Consider the following 16,089-nt stretch of genomic DNA (forward strand, 5'->3'; position numbering starts at 1 on the left):
TCCCGGACCCGCTTGTCGACGTGACAGTCAGTCGTGGTGGGCGAAAGCCGCCCCTGCACGTGGCGGCGGCGGCTAAATTCACGGGATGGCCGTACAGATCGAATTCGTCGATCAGACCCGCGCCACGGCGCAGTTCGTGGACTCGCGGGTCAGCAAGACAGAGGCACACTCGTACTTCTACGAGCTCCTGCCTCACGGCGCAGTCGCCGTCTACAAAGTGGTTCAGCCCACGACCAAGAGAGGGGACCCAACGGGTGAAGCGGTGTCCGGAGAGATCGTGGTCTACGGCCCCGGAACTTGGTTCGCGGCCTACGGCACTCGCTTCGCGCGGTAGCGAGCGGCAGCCACCTGCTCGTCGTGGCTCTTTCGCGACGGCCCGGTGCTGTGCTGCCAGTGCAGAGAGAGAAAGTGCGCCGGGTCGGTGCCGCGGCTGCGCGGGCCCATGAACCGGGAAAGTGACCGTCGTGCCGTGCCGAGGGCAGCCAGGAGATCAGGAAACCTTCCGCCTCGTAGGGCGGGTCAGGCCGTACCCGACGGGAGTGGGGCGCCTGGAATCGTGCGCAAGAGGAAGCCTCTGACACGTAGCCGCGCGGGGACATGCCTCACCGCGTCTCCCTGCCCCCCGGGCTCCAGGACGTGCTTCCACTGCGGTGGCCTGCTCTGACCGGCTCTCCCCGGAGGGCAGCTCGCCGGTGGACTCGGTTGTTTTCAGGTGCAGGTGGCTGGTCTCGTTTGTGCGGCGGGCCGGGTTGCCGGCTGTGGGTGGCCGCCTCGGCGGGATCGCTGTCCGGGCGCGGGCGCGGGCGCGGGTGCGGGTGAGGGCGCGGGTGCGGGTGAGGGCCGCATGCATCGGCAACTTCTGGGCGGGAGCCCGGTGTTGGGCCCCGTGCAGGTCGGCGCCCTCCGGTGTCGCGCGACCGGCACCAGCGTTTCTTGTGCGGTCTTGGTGGTGCCTGGTAGGACTGTGACACGCCGTCACCGTCACATGTTCGATTCTGCGGGGGTTGCATGTGGCCGCCTCGGCCTTGAGTTCTTCGCCTGGGCCGCGCTCTGGTGCCCCGCGTCCTTCTCGGCAGCGGCTTCCCGCCGTGGTCAGACGGGCCGGACAGCACGGTTCGGCGCTGGCCGCTGTCGCGGTGACTGTGCTGCTGTGTGCGACAGTGCTGGCCGCGCTCGCGGCGCTGGCCGGGAGTTCCGTGCAGGACGGCGCCGTACGGCGGCTGGCCGGTCGCTTCGACGCGCAGGCGAGCGTGAGCGCGTCCTTCCGGGCCGGCGGCATGGCCGTCGCCGATCGGGATGTGCGGGCGGCTGTCGAGCGGGTGTTCGCCGGGGTGCCGCAGCAAACCTACGTCGGCCTGCTGGGCGTGTCGCCGGTCTCGGTGACAGGGATCGGCGAAAAGGCCGGCCCGCCGCGTGTTCCCGGAGCCGGCGATCTGCATCCGGTCGCCGTCCAAGGCGGGGGCAGGTTCGGGCAGTTGGTCGCCGGGCGGTGGCCCGCCGGCACCGCCGACGCACCGGCCGCCGCGTTCACCTCCCTGCCCGAGGTCCGGGTCGCCACCGGATCCACCGCCCCGGTCGACGCGGCGGTGCCCGAGGCGCTGGCCCGGCGGCTGGGCGTCGGGCCCGGCACCGCCCTGCGGGTGGAGGACGCCTTCGGGCGGGCCGTGACCGTACGGATCACCGGCGTCTTCCGGGCGCGCGGCGCCGTCGGGTTCTGGCCGGCCATGGCCGGCGACCTGGCCCCCGGGACGACCGCCGACCAGAGCCTGCTCGTCGTGTCGGCGTCGGCCCTCAACGGCAGCGCTGTCCTGAACGGGCACCTGACGGCCCACTGGAGTGCGCAGCCCGACTTCTCCCGGACCGACGCGGCCGACTTCGCCGGGCTGCACGAACGGCTGCGCGCGTTCTCCGGGAGCCAGAGCCGCGTGTCGGTGTTCGGCGTGCGGCAGCCGTCGCTGGACGACCTGAGGGTGGTCTCCGGTCTGCCGGGTGCGATCGACGATCTGACGGTGCCGATGGTGGCGGCCCGCTCCTCGCTCTACCTGCCGAGCGTGATGCTGGCGGCTCTCGCCCTCGCCACCCTGGTCCTGGCCGCACGGCAGTTGACGGTGCGCCGGCGCGACGAGCTGGCCCTCCAACGCGCCAGAGGCGCCGGCACCCCGCGGCTGCTGGGAGGCGCCGCGGCGGAGTGGGCACTCACCGGCATCCCGGCCGCAGTCGCCGCCCCCTTCCTGGCCGGACTGCTGCACCCAGGCGCCCGGGGAACCGGTGTGTGGGTGGCGGTGGGTCTGACCCTGTTGGTGCACGCGGCGGCGGTGCTGCTGCCCGTCCTGCCGTCGGCGCGGATGCGCCCGGCGCGGGGCGCGCGGGCGGCTGCTGCGCAGCGGCTGGGCGCCGACCTGGCCCTGGCGGCCGTCGCCGTCCTGGGCTATCTGGAACTGCGGCGGCACCATTCACTGCTGGCCGGTCTGGGGACCGGCGGCGCGGCCGCCGACCCGGTACTGGTCCTGGTGCCGGCCCTGGTCGCGGGCGCCGCAGCCCTTCTTCTCCTACGACTGCTGCCGCTGGCCTCCCTCGCGCTGGACGCGTTCGCCCGTCGTAGCCGCGGGGTGGTCTTCGCGCTGGCCGGCTGGCAGCTGGGCCGGCGGGCCGCACGCAACGCGGGGCCGGTGGTGCTGATGTGCCTGGCCGTGTCGGTGAGCGCGTTCGCGACGACCGCGCTGGCCTGCCTCGGCGCGCTGGCCTTCGAGGAGGCCGCGTACACCGTGGGGGCCGATGTGCGGATCTCGCCGTCCGCAGCCGGCAGTTACCCCTCCTCCGTACTGGGCACCGCCTATCGCGCGCTGCCGGCGGTGACCGCTGTGACACCGGTGACGCGGTCGACGGTGAATCTGCCCGGCGGCGCCACCGAGGACCTGGTCGGCACGATCGGCGGCCCCGCTCCCCGCACCCCGTCACCGGACGTCCACGGGATACGGCTGCCCGGGCGTGCGGCCGCGCTGCTGCTGGACGAACGGCTCAGCAGTGACGGCAGCCGGGCGGCACCGGGCGTGGAGCTGACGGTGCAGGACGCCGCCGGTCTCGTCAGCACGGTGACCACCCGCCTGCCCGCCGCCGACGGAGCCCGGCACACGGTCGTCGTTCCCCTTGAGGTGGCGCTGAGCGGCGGCCGCCTGCGGCAGTTCCCGCTGACGGTGACCGCCGTGAGCCTCCACCCGCAGCCGGGTAGGCATCCCGCGCGACTGGACCTGGAGCTGATCCGGGTGGGCGCACGCGGCACCACGGACACCTGGGTGAGCCGGCTGCCCCGCGGGCAGGCCTGGGCCGACGGCACGGACCACGCCTCCGACTCCACCGCGGGCGCATGCGAGGGAAAACCGACGGGTGTCTACGAGCCCGGCACCCCCGGGGTGTGCTCCCTCGTTCCCGGCGGCGCCGGGGTACTGCGGGCCATCATCAGCACCGGCATTCGGCCCTCGCAGGCCGCCGATGACGCCTTCGGCGGAGGCCTGTCCGACAGCGACTACGACACCCGGCCCGCCGGCACGGTGCGACTGGTCGCGGGCCCGGCCGGCCCTGCCGCGCCGCTGCCGGTGCGCGCCGACGCCGCGACGCTGAGCGCCGCGCGCCTGAGCGTGGGCGCCACCACAACACTGGATCTGGGAAGCGCCCGGATCACGGCCGAAATCGTCGGCCGAATCGGCGCGGTGCCCGGACTGGGCCGCGGACAGGGGCATCTGATCGCCGACCAGCGCCAGCTCGCCGCCGCGATGACGCGGGCGGGTGCCGACCAGGAGGATCCCGCGTTCTGGTGGCTGAGCAGCACCGACAGCGCGCGCACGGCAGCCGCCGCCGAGGCGCAGCCCGCGCTGGGCCGCGTCACCACCACAGCCCGTACCGCCGCTGCCCTGCAGGCGGACCCGTTCCGCAGCGGGCTGCGCCGGGCGCTGGAACTGGTCCGGTATGCGGCTCCCGCTTTCGCGGTCATCGCCTTCACCGTGCACGCCATCATCTCCACCCGCCGGCGCCGCACGGAGTTCGCCCTGCTGCGGGCGATCGGTGTCCGCACCGGAAACCTGTCCGCGCTGCTGGGCACCGAGCAGCTGGGGCTGGCCCTGTTCGCGGTGGTCCCCGGGGCGCTGATGGGCATGGCCCTCGCGTCGGCGGTGCTGCCACTGGTCACGGTGGACGACAGCGGGCAGGCTCCCTTTCCGCCGCTGCCGCTGGTCATGCCCTGGGCGAGCGTGGCGCTCTTCACGGTGGCCACCGCTGTCCTCATCAGCGCGGTCGTGCTGGTGCTGGCCCGGCTGCTGTCCCGGGTGGACCTGGTGCGGGTGCTGCGAGCGGGTGAGGACCGTTGAGCCCGCAGTCCGGCACGACGGACATGGACGGCCCCGGGCACGGCCGGACACGCCCTGGGAAGCACGGACGGTGACGCGACCGGTGGGCGCGGCGGTGACGCGGCGCCTGATACGCAAGGAGAGCCGCGGCGATCTGCCGCTGCTGGCCTGCCTCGCGGCCATCGTCCTGGTGCTCACAGCACTGTGCGCGTGGGCGCCCGCCTACGCGGGCGGCCAGGAGGACCGGGCACTGCGCCAGCGCGTCCACGCCTCGCAGGCACCAGCGCCCCTGATCAGCCTGAGCACCACGCCCGAGGTCTTCACCACGGTGCCGCCCGCGCTGGACGCGGCCGGCCTGCTCGACGCCGGCCGCACCCTCACCGAGCACCTCACCGGCCCCGCCGCACCTCTGGTGACCGTCACCGGCGCCGGCTACGACTACAGCCAGGCGTCCCTCGTCTCACCGCGGCCTCCTGGCCCGGCGAACGCCGCCACCCAGCTGGCGCTCAGCTACCTGCCGTCCGCGCGAACGCACCTGCGCTACGTCAGCGGCCACCCGCCCGCCGAGCGCACGCCGTTGGGCACCGCGCCGCAGATCGCCTTGTCGCAGGCCAGCGCGAAGGCGCTCGGTGTGCGGGCCGGCAGCCGGCTGACCCTCAAGTTCGCCAAGACGCTCGGCGTGCAGAGCGCACCGCCCCAGGCGCAGCTGCTCGTGAGCGGCGTCTACCGCACCACGGCCACGCGCGACGACTTCTGGTCCGGCCGCGAGACCCTGGACCAGCCATCGCGCTACCCGGCCGAGCGCTCCGCGGGCACTGTGCTGGCCGTCCGAGGCCTCGTCGGCCTCGACGCGGCCGACCTGCTGGCCGGCGCCGGCGTCGGCGGCCCCCGCATGACGTGGCAGCTGCGCGCCGACCTGTCCGGGGCGGCACTCGACCAGGCCCGCGCCCTGACCGGCCCGCTGTCCCACTACAGTGCGGACCTGAACGATGCCCTGTGCCAGGGGGTCGACCCGATCACCAGCGACCTCAGCTGCCATCTCGCCGGTCAGCCCACCGGCCCCCTGCTGCTGATCGACTCCCTGACGCCGCTGCTCGCCGACTTCACCGCCGAGGACCAACAGGCCAGACAGCTGGCGACGTTCGCCGTCGACACGCTGGCCGCGGTCGCGCTGGCCACCGTCACCGTCGCGGTACGGCTGCTGCTGCGCCGCAGGCAGGCGCAACTGCGGCTGCAGCGCGCGCGGGGCGCGTCCACCGTGCGGCTGGTGCTGCTGCGCTGCGCCGTCGCCTGGCCGGTCGTGGCGATCGCCGCACTGCTCGGCTGGACGGCCGGAGAGGCCCTCGCTCCCACCGGCACCTCCGGATCGCCCCAACCGATGACCGCGACCCTCACCGCCTCGGCAGTGGCACTCATACTGCCCCTGATGACCTGGCGCGCGGTCCGCGAACCACGCAGACCCGGCCGACTGCGCCGCCCACGCCGCACCCTCGCCGCCGGCCGACGCGTCGTCATGGAACTGACGGTACTGATCGCCACAGCGGCGGGCGTGATCGCGCTGCGCTCGCAGGGCCCCGACCCCATCCTCGGCGCCGTGCCGGTGCTGGTGGCGCTGAGCGTCGTACTCCTCCTGCTGCGCTGCTCCCCGCTCGTACTGCGCCTGGTGCTGCGGCAGGCCCGGCGCGGCCGGGGAACGGTGGGCTTCATCGGGGCGGCCCGGGCCGCGCACGACGCCCCGGCGACCGGGCTGGCCCTGTTCGTCCTGGTCCTGACCCTGGGGACGGCCGTGTTCGGCGGCCTCGTGCACCGTACGATCGACGACGGCCTGGCCACCGGCGCGGCCTGGACCACCGGCGCCGACGCGGGCGCGACCGTGGCCGGGACCGTCACGCCCGCACCGGGCAGCCGTACAAGCGGCATCCGGACCGCCCTCCAGCACCTGTACACCCTCGACCTGACAGCACAGGCCGACGGAGCGGAGATCTCGCCGGTCGCCGTGATCACCGTGGACCCGGAGCAACTGGCCGCCGTCGCACCGACGTCACCGCTGGCCACCACCCTGCTGGCCCGCCTGGCCACGTCCACGGATGCCCGGGGCGACGCGGACGCCCCCCTGCCCTGCCTCCTCTCACCCGGCCTGCGGGCCAGAGAACACACCGGAGGCTTCACCAGCACAATCGCACCCCAGGGACAGCGTCCAAGAGACCTGATGTTCAAGCCGGTCGGCACCCTCACCGCCGCCGAACTGCACGACCCGCTCCTGGGCCCGGTCACCGCGCAGGTCGCCGCCGGAACACCCCTGCTGATCACCACCACCAAAGCCGCACACCTGATCCCGCCGCAGCACCTCCGTCGACGTACGCCCGTCGCGGATCCCTACGGTGCGCTGCACCTGCTCGGACACCAGCGCGTCATGGGTGACCACGACCACGGTGACACCCAGCTCCTCATTCGCCCGGCGCAGCGCGGCGAAGACCTCGTCGCTGGTGGCGGTGTCGAGTTGACCGGTGGGCTCGTCCGCGAACAACACCCGCGGCTCGTTGGCGCTGGCCACGGCGATGGCCACCCGCTGCTGCTCCCCGCCGGAGAGCGTGTCGGGGATGCGGTTGCGGCAGTGGCCGACGGACAGCAGGTCGAGCAGTTCCTCCGCCCGGGCCCGGCGCCGGGAGCGCTTGATCCCGGCGTACGTCATCGGAAGCATCACGTTCTCCGTCGCCGAGAGGTACGGCAGGAGGTTGCGGGAGGTCTGCTGCAGGACAAAGCCCACCGTGCTACGCCGGTACCCGAGCCGCTCGCGGCGCTTCATCGCCAGCAGGTCGTACCCGGCGACCTCGGCGCCGCCCGCGGTGGGCACGTCCTGGCCGGAGAGTATGCCCAGCAGGGTCGACTTGCCCGAACCGGAGGCACCGACCACCGCGATCATCTCGCCCTCGGCCACCGTCAGATCAAGGCCCTGCAGCGCCTGCACCTCGACACCCTCGCTCTGGAAGATCCGTACCAGGTTCTCGCACACGACCAGCCCCGCCTCGCGCTGCGGTGCGGCGGCCTCGGCCCGCCGACGCAGCTCGTCCAGGTCCGGTGCCCCGGTCGGCTGTTCATGAACGGGCACACGGTCCCCCGGGGAAGGTGAAGTCTGCGGACAACGCTGTCAGGCCATCGCCAGGGTAATGCGGAAATCTCCCCGAGAGGCCGGATCCACCAGTTCGCCGACGGCACACCGATCAGCACGGCCGCGGGGCCGATGCCGGCGCCGAAACGCTGGACGCATCCCGCCGACGGCTGGTCCGGGCGCGCCAGTTCAGGACGATGCCCGCGATCTCACTGAGCCACTGCTCCTCCTGCGCTCGCGTGCGAGGAAGGAGTAGATCCTTCTCGGTCTCCGCGGGCCTGAGGGCTGTCCGCGAAGGCTTCCTGGAGACCCGGTGGCCTGGCGAGCCGTCTGGATGCGGAGGAGTCCGAGGCCGCGCGCGGTCTGCTGGCGGCGGGTGTCGGGGAGGTGGTCGTCAAACGCGGCGCGCGCGGGGCGACGGTCTTCACCTCCGACGGGGCGACCTATAGTGCCGCCGCACGGCAGGTGGACGCCGTCGACCTGGTCGGCGCGGGCGACGCTTTCGTGGCCGGATACCTGTCCGGACTCCTGGACGGCGCCGGTGTGCCGGACCGTCTGCACCGGGCGGTGACCACCGCGGCCTTCGCCGTCGCCACCCGGGGCGACTGGGAAGGGCTTCCCACGCGCGACGAACTCGCCCTGTTCGACGAACCCGACGGCACGACCATCCGCTGTCCGCTGTCCGCTGTCCGCTGTCCGCTGTCCGCTGTCCGCTGTCGGGTGAGGGGTGAGGCATGACTTTCACGGCAGCACCCGCCACGGTCGTCGTGGACGCAGGGCATGAGCTGGCCGAGGGCGGCCGCTGGATGGATGGCCGGTCCGTGTATGTCGGCCTCCTCACCGGCCGCCTGAACGAACTGTACGAGACCACCGGGAAGCCCGCGTGCCCGCGTCAACTGGCCTGGTTCGGCGTGCCGTTGGGGCGTGGTTGCCCCGGTGTGCGACGAGCCGGACGTGTGGATCGCCGTTGCGGGCGCTGACAGCGTGCCGCGCAGCGCCGGCCGGGGCCGGCTGTCCCGTGCCGGACCGAGCAGCGGTACGGCTTCCCTCTTCCTGGGCCGACGGGGCCGACGGGGCCGATGGTGCCGGGTCGCGGCGGGCTGTTACGGTCTGGCGGCGGCGCGCAGGTCGCCTGCCCCGTGTCGTTCCTGTCCGACGGGTCGGCGGGATCGCCTTCTGGCGGCCGTGTGGGAGCCGTGTGAGCCGTGCGGTATCCGCGTGCCGGACGACGGAGGGGCGTTACGATGCCGGGCGCGCTCGGAAGATCAGCCTCACCACCGCCACCACTAGCCGGGGAACAAGTGTCCGACAGTAGCCAGGCTGTGAACTCAACCGCCCCGGACCTTGAGCGGGTGGCTCTGGACCGTCTGCTCGAACTCGTCCGCTCCTTCGTGACCGGCCACGTCTCGTGGAAGCCACTGTTCACCGGCGCGGTCGTCACCGGGGAGGACCGCCTGCGCCTGTACTTCCGCTCACCCGAACGGGACCGTACCTACGGTGTGGATGTCCTGATCAGCCGTACGGGGCCCGGCCTGTTGGGTGCTCTGACCTCTCCGGCATACCTGGCCAACGAGCACCTGCACCAGCTCTCCGACGACCCGCACTGTGACGTGATCGTGGACTGCACCGAGTACTGACAGGTCTCCTTAAGGGCGTCGACCAGGATGCTGACGCCTTCCACGGCCTGGGCCGAGCGCACCACCTCCTCGGGGCGATGCGGGCGCGTGGCCGGGGCAGAAGGACGCTTCGAGGACACGTCCCTGCCCGCCCGGCTCCGGCAGCCGAACGGGCAGGGAGCGGGAGCTGTGTCGCTGCCGGCACGGCGGGGAGTGCCAGGGCCGGCCTCCCGGCGGTGCCGCACCGTCACGGGGCCGGCCCGAACCGGTGCGGCGCCCGCGCACGACGTGCCGGACACTGCCAGACAATCCTGGACATGGATCGGCGCAGGGAGCGCCCTCCGGTCCCGGGGCGCGGGGCGCAGACGGTCTCGCCAGGCTCCGGGCCGCACAGTCCGGCGATGACGATGCTGTCGCCCGGCATGCGGAGCGTCCTGCCCATGCCGAGGCCCCGGCGCCCGTGGAAGTGGGTGACGCCTCTGCCCGGGCACACGGCCGGCAGATTGCCCCCGGTGCATCCGGGCCGCGCGCCGACGGCTGGGAATCGTGTCCTGCCGGGGAGGTGGCCGCGAGGACGATGGGCACTCCTCGCCGACCTGCGGGGGGCACGCAGGCAGCGTGCATGTGCCGTCACGTGCCGGAGTGCAGGCGGTCAGGTGAACAGCGGACAGGCCCGTTTCGTAGCCGACTCCGGTGTCGGCTGCACGAACTGGACCTGCACCCTGGTCTGCCTCGCCCCGCCGCCCTGTACGTGCACTCCCAGTGCCGTGCACACGATCTGGTCGATGCCGCGCGCTGTCACCTTGTCGACGGTCAGGGGCACCATGAGCCGGATCGTTGCCGAGGCCGTGGTCACCACGACCTGCCGCGTCGCGGCCGGGCCGATCTCGGTGCGCAGCCCCGCATCACCCGGCCCGCTCAACAGCAGCGAGACCGCCTCGGAGACCGTGCCCAGCCGCCCGGTCCGCCGCAGCTGCGGCTCAAGCCGTCCGTCGCCGCCGACGAAGTAGAGCGTCACACCGGGAGCCAGCCCGGTCAGCGGCTCACCTGCCCCGGCCACCCCGGAGGGCCGGATACCGCAGCCCGCAAGCAGCACGGACAGCACGAGCAGCAGTGGCGGCAGCACCCGCCGGATCCCTCTCACAGCCCCTCCCATTCCTTCCGGTCCTCCCACTCCTCCCGATCTTTCCGGTCTTTCGGGCCGTCCCGCTCGTCCCGGCCGCGGGGCAGGCTCAGAACGAAACAGGCACCGCCCGCGCCCGCCGGACGGGCGGTGAGATCACCGCCGTGCAGGCGGGCGTTCTCCAGAGCGATGGCCAGCCCGAGCCCACTGCCGGGAGTACGGGTACGGGCGGTGTCGGCCTTGTAGAAGCGATCGAAGACATACGGCAGGACGTCCGCGGCCAGCCCGGGCCCGGCGTCGGTGACAGTGACCGTGACATGCCCGGGGCTGGCCGCGAGATGGACCCGCACCGGAGGAGCACCGTGCCGCAGGGCGTTACCGACCAGGTTGGCCAGGGCGACATCGATGCGGCGCCGGTCCACCCGCAGCCAGATCCGCTCGGGCGCCACGACCTCGACCCGATCCAGCCAGCCCCGCGCGCAGACAGTCGTGCACGGCGGCCGCCAGATCGACGTCCTCCCGCCGCAGCCGCGCACTGCCGCATCGAAACGGGAGACCTCCATCAAGTCCTCGACAAGCCGGACGAGGCGATGGGTCTCCTCGATCGCCAGCTGCGCGGACTCCTGCGCGTCGGGATCCGGCTGGTGCTCGGCGCCGGCCGCCAGCACCTCCACGACGGCCGTCAGGGTGCTCAGCGGCGTGCGCAGTTCGTGGGAGACATCGGCGGCGAACCTCCGGGCATCCGCCTGCATCCGCGCCATCGTGGTCATCGACCCCTGCAGGGACGCGGCCATCTCGTTCACGCTCACACTCAACTCGCCCAGCTCGTCCGCGCCGCCCCGCGGCGACCGCGCGTCCAGGTCACCGTCGGCCAGGCGGCGCGCGGTGTCCCGCAGATCGCGCACCGGCCGCAGCACGCTGCGCGCGGCCAGCAGCGCCAGCACAGCCGCCAGCGGCAACGCCAACATCGCGGTCCGGACGGCAGACTCCGTCAGAGCGTCGATCCGAACCCCTCGCCGACCGCCTCCCGGACATCCTCGACTTCCTCTCCCACACCTTCGGCCCCTACCCTTACTCCTCCGCCGGCAACGTCTTCGTGAACGTCAACGACGACGGCCCCGGAACCGCACCCGCAACCCGCCCCGTCTACCTCGGCGCTGGCAACACCGCATACATGACCCTCGACCAGGTCGTCCACGAGCAGGCCCACCAGTGGTACGCCAACGCGGTCATCCCCGCCGCCGACGAAGACTCCTGCCTCAGCGAATGCCTCGCCACCTACGCCACCTGGCTGTGGAACGAAGCAAAAGACGGCACCGACCTCGATACCCGCTACCGCCAACAAGTGCAGCAGCACAAGAACGACACCACCTGGTGGCACAGCCTCTACCAGCCCGGCAAACCACCAGGAATCAGCATCTGCACCAAGTGCCCCCTCGCCCTGCACGCACTACGCCACCAGATCGGCGATACCGCATTCCACCGCACCATCAAAGAATTCTCAGAGAACAAACGCGGAACATACGCCACCTGGACCGACTTCGAGTCCTTCGCCGAAAAGACCAGCGGCCAGAACCTCACCGTCTTCTTCAAAGCCTGGTTCCACAATGACACAATACCCGCCAACGAATACCTGTGGCCAGAATAACCAAACCTCTGAAAAACCTTCCTGCACCCCAGAAGACGACCCGGCAAATCCCGGCGAGCAACGCCTCGTCACACCTCAGAACATCTACGACGTCCAACGCTCGAAAGCCGCTCCACGATTTCCGCATTCCGAACAGACCCAGCCTCATCAACTCCCCGACACCCACAGCCAACCAGACTGCGAGCACCGAATACCAAAGCAACCACGCAACCGCAGGAATATCGCTACCGTCCCGTCCACGAGGCGCTCAAAAGGCCACCCAACGAGAGACCACTACCAGAAGGAAAAGCCGTGATGGCGGACGCTGCAGCCCAGACACCCACTGGTACGGACGCGAGCGCAACCGAGGTGCAGGAAACGCCAACCTCCATCGGAGAGGCGCTTTACCCCGAAGCGCCCCACCACAACTAGAACGAAAGCCAGCGTCCCTGAGCCAAGGCCACTGAACCGCGCACCCCCCCCGCTGGGAAACCATGCCGCCCCTCACTAAAGAACGCCAGCACGACCTCCTCAGCGTGAACACGGCCGACCACCCATCACCGGTGAAATAACGCATGACCAAGGGGCGGACCAGACCGACTCCATGACACAGACCTCGCAACGGGAGGCGTTGGGAAACAGCGACCCGCTCCTCCCACGGCACCTCGACGACGCCCGCCAGCTCGCGGCCGTCCTGCGGCTCTGCATCGACAAGGACGTCCACCTCCTCTTCAGCTGACGACGGCCGGCGCCACCGGCTCACCGCGACCAGCAGTCACGGGACAGACCTTAGGCGCGATTCGGCCGGCGACTCCCGCTGCCAACAACCGCAGGGCTACGCAGCCGCAGCCGCTCGCCCTGCGGCCCGAACACAACCAGGTACTCAACAGGCCCGCCGGAGCCGACATTCACCACCCCATGCGGGGCGCGGGTGTCGAACTCGACAACATCCCCGGCACTCAGAACCAGGTCCTGGTCACCGAGCGCGACCCACAACCGCCCATACAGGACGCACAACCACTCATAGCCCTCGTGGGCGACCTGCCGCGGCCGTACCGCCACACCCTCGACAGCAGGCAGGACATGCTTGTGGACGTGCAGGCCACCGACGTACCGGGTCAACGGCAGCACCGCCTTGCCATCCCCAAAGCTCAACGGCGCCCCAGCCCGCGGCCCGGCCGCGGGGGCGGGCGCGGTGCCGGCCAGTTCGTCCAGGGAGACCCGGTACTCCTTCGACAACCGCAGCAACACCTCCAGAGTGGGCTTGCGCCGACCGGTCTCGATCCGCGACAGCGTGCTGACCGAGATGCCGGTCGCGCAACTGACCTCGCAGAGCGTCGCACTGCGGCGCTCGCGCGCGGCCCGCAACCGGGGCCCCATCGCAGCCAGCGCGCCGTCCACATCGTCGACCGCCACCCTGCCCCTCCCTCCCGCCATGCCACCCCACCGCCCTGTCCTGCGAGTTTGCCAGATGGGCAAGACCGATCGCATCGGACGGGTACCGCGCCGCATGATCGACGGACAGCCGCGCCCGCCCGCGAATCCAGGAGAAACCCATGCAGCCCGAGCCGACCACCGAGCCCCGCCACCGCACCCTCAAGGCCCCCGCCGGGCGCCTGCACCTGGTCGAGCAGGGCACCGGCCCACTGGTCCTGCTCGTCCACGGCTTCCCCGAGTCCTGGTACTCCTGGCGCCACCAACTCCCGGCCCTCGCCGCGGCCGGCTACCGGGCGGCAGCGATCGACGTGCGCGGCTACGGCCGTTCCTCCAAGCCGAAAGAGACCGACGCCTACCGGATGCTCGACCTGGTGGAGGACAACATCGCCGCCGTACGCGCACTCGGCGAGGAAAACGCAGTGATCGTCGGCCACGACTGGGGCGGCACTATTGCCGCCACCTCAGCCCTGCTCCACCCCGAAGTCTTCCGTGCCGTCGGCCTCCTGAGCGTCCCCTACACGCCGCCCGGCGGCCCACGCCCCACCGACATCCTCGACCAGATCGGCGGCCCCGAGCAGGAGTTCTACGTCTCCTACTTCCAAAAGCCCGGCCGCGCCGAGGCGGAGATCGAACCCGACGTCCGGGGCTGGCTCGCGGGCTTCTACGCAGCCCTGTCCGCCGACACCATGCCCACCCAAGGAGAACCCGACCCCCACTTCGTCCCCCGCACCGGCGGCCGACTGCGCGACCGCTTCCCCACAGGGACCCTCCCGGCCTGGCTGAGCAAGAACGACCTCGACATCTACGCCGGTGAATTCGAGCGCACCGGCCTGACCGGCGCCCTCAACCGCTACCGCAACATGGACCGCGACTGGGAAGACCTCGCCCCACACCACGGAGCCCCGATCAAACAGCCCTCCCTGTTCATCGGCGGCACCCTCGACGCCTCCACCACCTGGATGGCCGACGCCATCGACGCCTACCCCACCACTCTCCCCGGCCTATCGGCCTCCCACCTCCTGGACGCCTGCGGCCACTGGATCCAGCAGGAACGCCCCAACGAGGTCAACCGCCTGCTCACCAACTGGCTCGCCACCCTCCCAGACTGAACCAGACAGGCCACCTGGGCAGCTTGACAGCCCGTTCGAGTCAAGCGCCGGTGACGTAGCACGACGGTCTCCTCACCGATACCGAACAGCCGCATCAGCCTTGGGCCGTGTCCGGCGAGGCACGAGCGGGCGAGGAGGGCCTTGGGAGCGTGAACACGCGTGAGTCCCGGAAGGGTCTGCTCTCTCCCGGGACAGTCGCGACACCTTACGGGGTGACGATGGTCCCCCGTAGATGCACGCGGCGCCGGACGAACAGCCGACGGGGGCCGCCGAGGCCGGCGACGCCGCACCCCGCCGAACTCGCCCGCTACCTCGGCACATACGCCCAGCTGGTGATCACACTGCGCGGCACCGCGTCGACGACCGGCCTGGACCTGATGAGCGCGCTGCGCCCGCCGACCCGTACGGAGAAGAACGAGGCGGCCGACGAGTTCGAGCGGGCCTTCAACGCGGACGCGCTCACCGCCGTGTACCAGCACATGGAGCGTGAAGTCCCGGACGAGCACCCGATGTTGAAGGGGAGTAGATCTTCGGACGGTCCTGTAGCGGGGAAGGTCCCTCCGAGCTCGCCCGTCGACACGACGCGCGGCCGGACCCGAAGGTGTTCGCCTGCGTCCCCAGTGAAGGCGCCGCACGCACCCAGGAGCTGTCGTACGAGGACCTGGCGGCCCATTCCGGACGGCTGACCCGTCCCTGAACCCACAGGCCCCGCACCAGCGAGCAGCGACACGGCGCGGTGCCACCACGCGTATTCGCGGGGATCGGAGGTTCATCACGCGACGCCGTGTCCAACGCCTCGAGGCGGGGCCCGGTTACGCTCCCGGGTCGGCGGAGGACTCGGCAGAACGCCGGCGGACGACGTCGGGCAGTTCGGGGGAGCGGGCGGCCGGGATGAAGAAGAGACTGGCATGCCCAGCCCGGTGACACGCAGCTCAGCAGCCCGTTGGACACGTCGGGATCGTCCACGGCGGCGACGCCACAGAACACCGGCACCGCCGATGATCAGCAGCACCATCACGGTCCACCGCTCCCGCAACGGGGCCGCCGCGCGCGTCACCACGCTCACCCACCAGGCGTGCCCGACCAGGATGCACAGCACCGCAGCGGCCGCGGGGACCAGCGTCGGCAGCACCCGGCGGATGACGTCACCGCCGGGCAGCCGGTGCTGCCCGGTCAGGTAGCCAGCCCGCACCAGCCACACCACGTACACCGGCACGGCGGCCACGATCAGCACCCACATCGCGATCTCCAGCGCCCACGCCCGCCCGCTCACCGGCTTCCCCTCGCTCGCCCGGCCGGGAGGAACGGCACAACTACACCGTGGGCATCGGGTCGGTGGAGTCGTCGGCGCCGAGGAGGAGTACGTGGTGTCCGACGGTCTCGGTATGGCCAGCGGTGACCGGGAAAGACCCGAGGAGTGCATTCCTCAGATTCTGTTGGGAATAGGGGAATTGATAGAAGGCCAGGTTTATAATTCCTGGAATTAACTGAGGAAGTTTTGCATCTGTAAGAGCAAGGGATTTTCTGAACGCGCGTTACGTTCCCTCCGGGGCCAACGCAGCTGCGCTTTTCTGGAATTCGCGGAGCGAATTCCAGGCTGAATTGCGGAGCAATTCAGCTGATCGTCACGGAGAGGCCACGATCGCCGCGGGCAACGGCAGTCCCGCCGCACGGGCCGCGAGACAGGTCGTGACGGTGAGGCCGCCCCCGGCGGAGTCCCCGGCGAAC

The 16,089-nt window shown here is 71.5% G+C and carries 12 protein-coding genes and 3 pseudogenes; 9 read left to right on the forward strand and 6 right to left on the reverse strand.

Annotated elements, in window-relative coordinates; all coding sequences use genetic code 11:
- Window positions 1-85: 85 nt before the first annotated feature.
- Window positions 86-334 carry a hypothetical protein gene (locus tag ABZ896_RS13470; RefSeq protein WP_360926733.1) on the forward strand — a complete coding sequence of 83 codons (249 nt, stop codon included), beginning with the start codon at window positions 86-88 and terminating at the stop codon, window positions 332-334.
- An 802-nt stretch (window positions 335-1,136) separates the two neighbouring features.
- Window positions 1,137-4,361: an ABC transporter permease gene (locus tag ABZ896_RS13475; protein WP_360926736.1), complete on the forward strand. Its 3,225-nt coding sequence runs from the start codon at window positions 1,137-1,139 to the stop codon at window positions 4,359-4,361.
- Window positions 4,362-6,666: 2,305 nt separating this feature from the next.
- On the opposite strand, the pseudogene ABZ896_RS13480 reads toward ABZ896_RS13475, so the two are convergent.
- Window positions 6,667-7,413 (reverse strand): annotated as a pseudogene (locus ABZ896_RS13480) (ABC transporter ATP-binding protein); the annotation flags it as partial.
- A 372-nt stretch (window positions 7,414-7,785) separates the two neighbouring features.
- Here ABZ896_RS13480 and ABZ896_RS13485 point away from each other — a divergent pair.
- The 3 genes and pseudogenes from ABZ896_RS13485 to ABZ896_RS13495 form a co-directional block, all read left to right on the forward strand.
- Window positions 7,786-8,121, forward strand: a pseudogene (locus ABZ896_RS13485) (PfkB family carbohydrate kinase); the annotation flags it as partial.
- Window positions 8,122-8,183: 62 nt separating this feature from the next.
- Window positions 8,184-8,429: a hypothetical protein gene (locus tag ABZ896_RS13490; RefSeq protein WP_360926738.1), complete on the forward strand. Its 246-nt coding sequence runs from the start codon at window positions 8,184-8,186 to the stop codon at window positions 8,427-8,429.
- A gap of 342 nt (window positions 8,430-8,771) precedes the next feature.
- Window positions 8,772-9,086: a hypothetical protein gene (locus ABZ896_RS13495; protein WP_360926741.1), complete on the forward strand. Its 315-nt coding sequence runs from the start codon at window positions 8,772-8,774 to the stop codon at window positions 9,084-9,086.
- A gap of 631 nt (window positions 9,087-9,717) precedes the next feature.
- Here ABZ896_RS13495 and ABZ896_RS13500 read toward each other — a convergent pair.
- Complete coding sequence (locus tag ABZ896_RS13500) at window positions 9,718-10,209, reverse strand: hypothetical protein (RefSeq protein ID WP_360926744.1); 492 nt, start codon at window positions 10,207-10,209, stop codon at window positions 9,718-9,720.
- Window positions 10,206-11,156 (reverse strand): HAMP domain-containing sensor histidine kinase, encoded by a 951-nt coding sequence (locus ABZ896_RS13505; RefSeq protein ID WP_360926747.1) that lies wholly within the window; start codon window positions 11,154-11,156, stop codon window positions 10,206-10,208. The genes ABZ896_RS13500 and ABZ896_RS13505 overlap by 4 nt, the downstream gene beginning before the upstream one ends.
- 128 nt (window positions 11,157-11,284) lie before the next feature.
- On the opposite strand from ABZ896_RS13505, the gene ABZ896_RS13510 reads away from it, so the two are divergent.
- Window positions 11,285-11,836: a hypothetical protein gene (locus ABZ896_RS13510; protein ID WP_360926750.1), complete on the forward strand. Its 552-nt coding sequence runs from the start codon at window positions 11,285-11,287 to the stop codon at window positions 11,834-11,836.
- Window positions 11,837-12,419: 583 nt separating this feature from the next.
- Window positions 12,420-12,554 (forward strand): hypothetical protein, encoded by a 135-nt coding sequence (locus ABZ896_RS13515; RefSeq protein WP_360926753.1) that lies wholly within the window; start codon window positions 12,420-12,422, stop codon window positions 12,552-12,554.
- A 50-nt stretch (window positions 12,555-12,604) separates the two neighbouring features.
- Here ABZ896_RS13515 and ABZ896_RS13520 read toward each other — a convergent pair whose 3' ends face one another.
- Complete coding sequence (locus tag ABZ896_RS13520; protein ID WP_360926756.1) at window positions 12,605-13,231, reverse strand: helix-turn-helix transcriptional regulator; 627 nt, start codon at window positions 13,229-13,231, stop codon at window positions 12,605-12,607.
- 140 nt (window positions 13,232-13,371) lie between these two features.
- Between ABZ896_RS13520 and ABZ896_RS13525 the strand changes: the two genes are divergently transcribed.
- The gene (locus tag ABZ896_RS13525; protein ID WP_360926759.1) at window positions 13,372-14,361 is read left to right on the forward strand and encodes an alpha/beta hydrolase; all 990 of its coding nucleotides are present in this window, start codon (window positions 13,372-13,374) and stop codon (window positions 14,359-14,361) included.
- A 218-nt stretch (window positions 14,362-14,579) separates the two neighbouring features.
- A complete protein-coding gene (locus tag ABZ896_RS13530; RefSeq protein ID WP_360926762.1) occupies window positions 14,580-15,047 on the forward strand; it encodes a hypothetical protein in 468 nt (155 codons plus the stop codon).
- An 86-nt stretch (window positions 15,048-15,133) separates the two neighbouring features.
- Here the strand turns inward: ABZ896_RS13530 and ABZ896_RS13535 are convergent, their stop codons facing one another.
- Window positions 15,134-15,634 (reverse strand): hypothetical protein, encoded by a 501-nt coding sequence (locus tag ABZ896_RS13535; RefSeq protein WP_360926765.1) that lies wholly within the window; start codon window positions 15,632-15,634, stop codon window positions 15,134-15,136.
- A 355-nt stretch (window positions 15,635-15,989) separates the two neighbouring features.
- Window positions 15,990-16,089 (reverse strand): annotated as a pseudogene (locus ABZ896_RS13540) (alpha/beta hydrolase); the annotation flags it as partial.

It is taken from the genome of Streptomyces sp. NPDC047072 (assembly GCF_040643855.1).
Lineage (GTDB): Bacteria > Actinomycetota > Actinomycetes > Streptomycetales > Streptomycetaceae > Streptomyces.

Bases quoted from the DNA above. Each gene is read 5' to 3' on its own strand.
- ABZ896_RS13470 (WP_360926733.1), top strand. From the start codon at position 86: ATGGCCGTACAGATCGAATTCGTCGATCAGACCCGCGCCACGGCGCAG.
- ABZ896_RS13530 (WP_360926762.1), top strand. From the start codon at position 14,580: ATGGTCCCCCGTAGATGCACGCGGCGCCGGACGAACAGCCGACGGGGG.
- ABZ896_RS13515 (WP_360926753.1), top strand. From the start codon at position 12,420: ATGACACAGACCTCGCAACGGGAGGCGTTGGGAAACAGCGACCCGCTC.
- ABZ896_RS13505 (WP_360926747.1), bottom strand. From the start codon at position 11,156: ATGTTGGCGTTGCCGCTGGCGGCTGTGCTGGCGCTGCTGGCCGCGCGC.
- ABZ896_RS13490 (WP_360926738.1), top strand. From the start codon at position 8,184: ATGACTTTCACGGCAGCACCCGCCACGGTCGTCGTGGACGCAGGGCAT.
- ABZ896_RS13525 (WP_360926759.1), top strand. From the start codon at position 13,372: ATGCAGCCCGAGCCGACCACCGAGCCCCGCCACCGCACCCTCAAGGCC.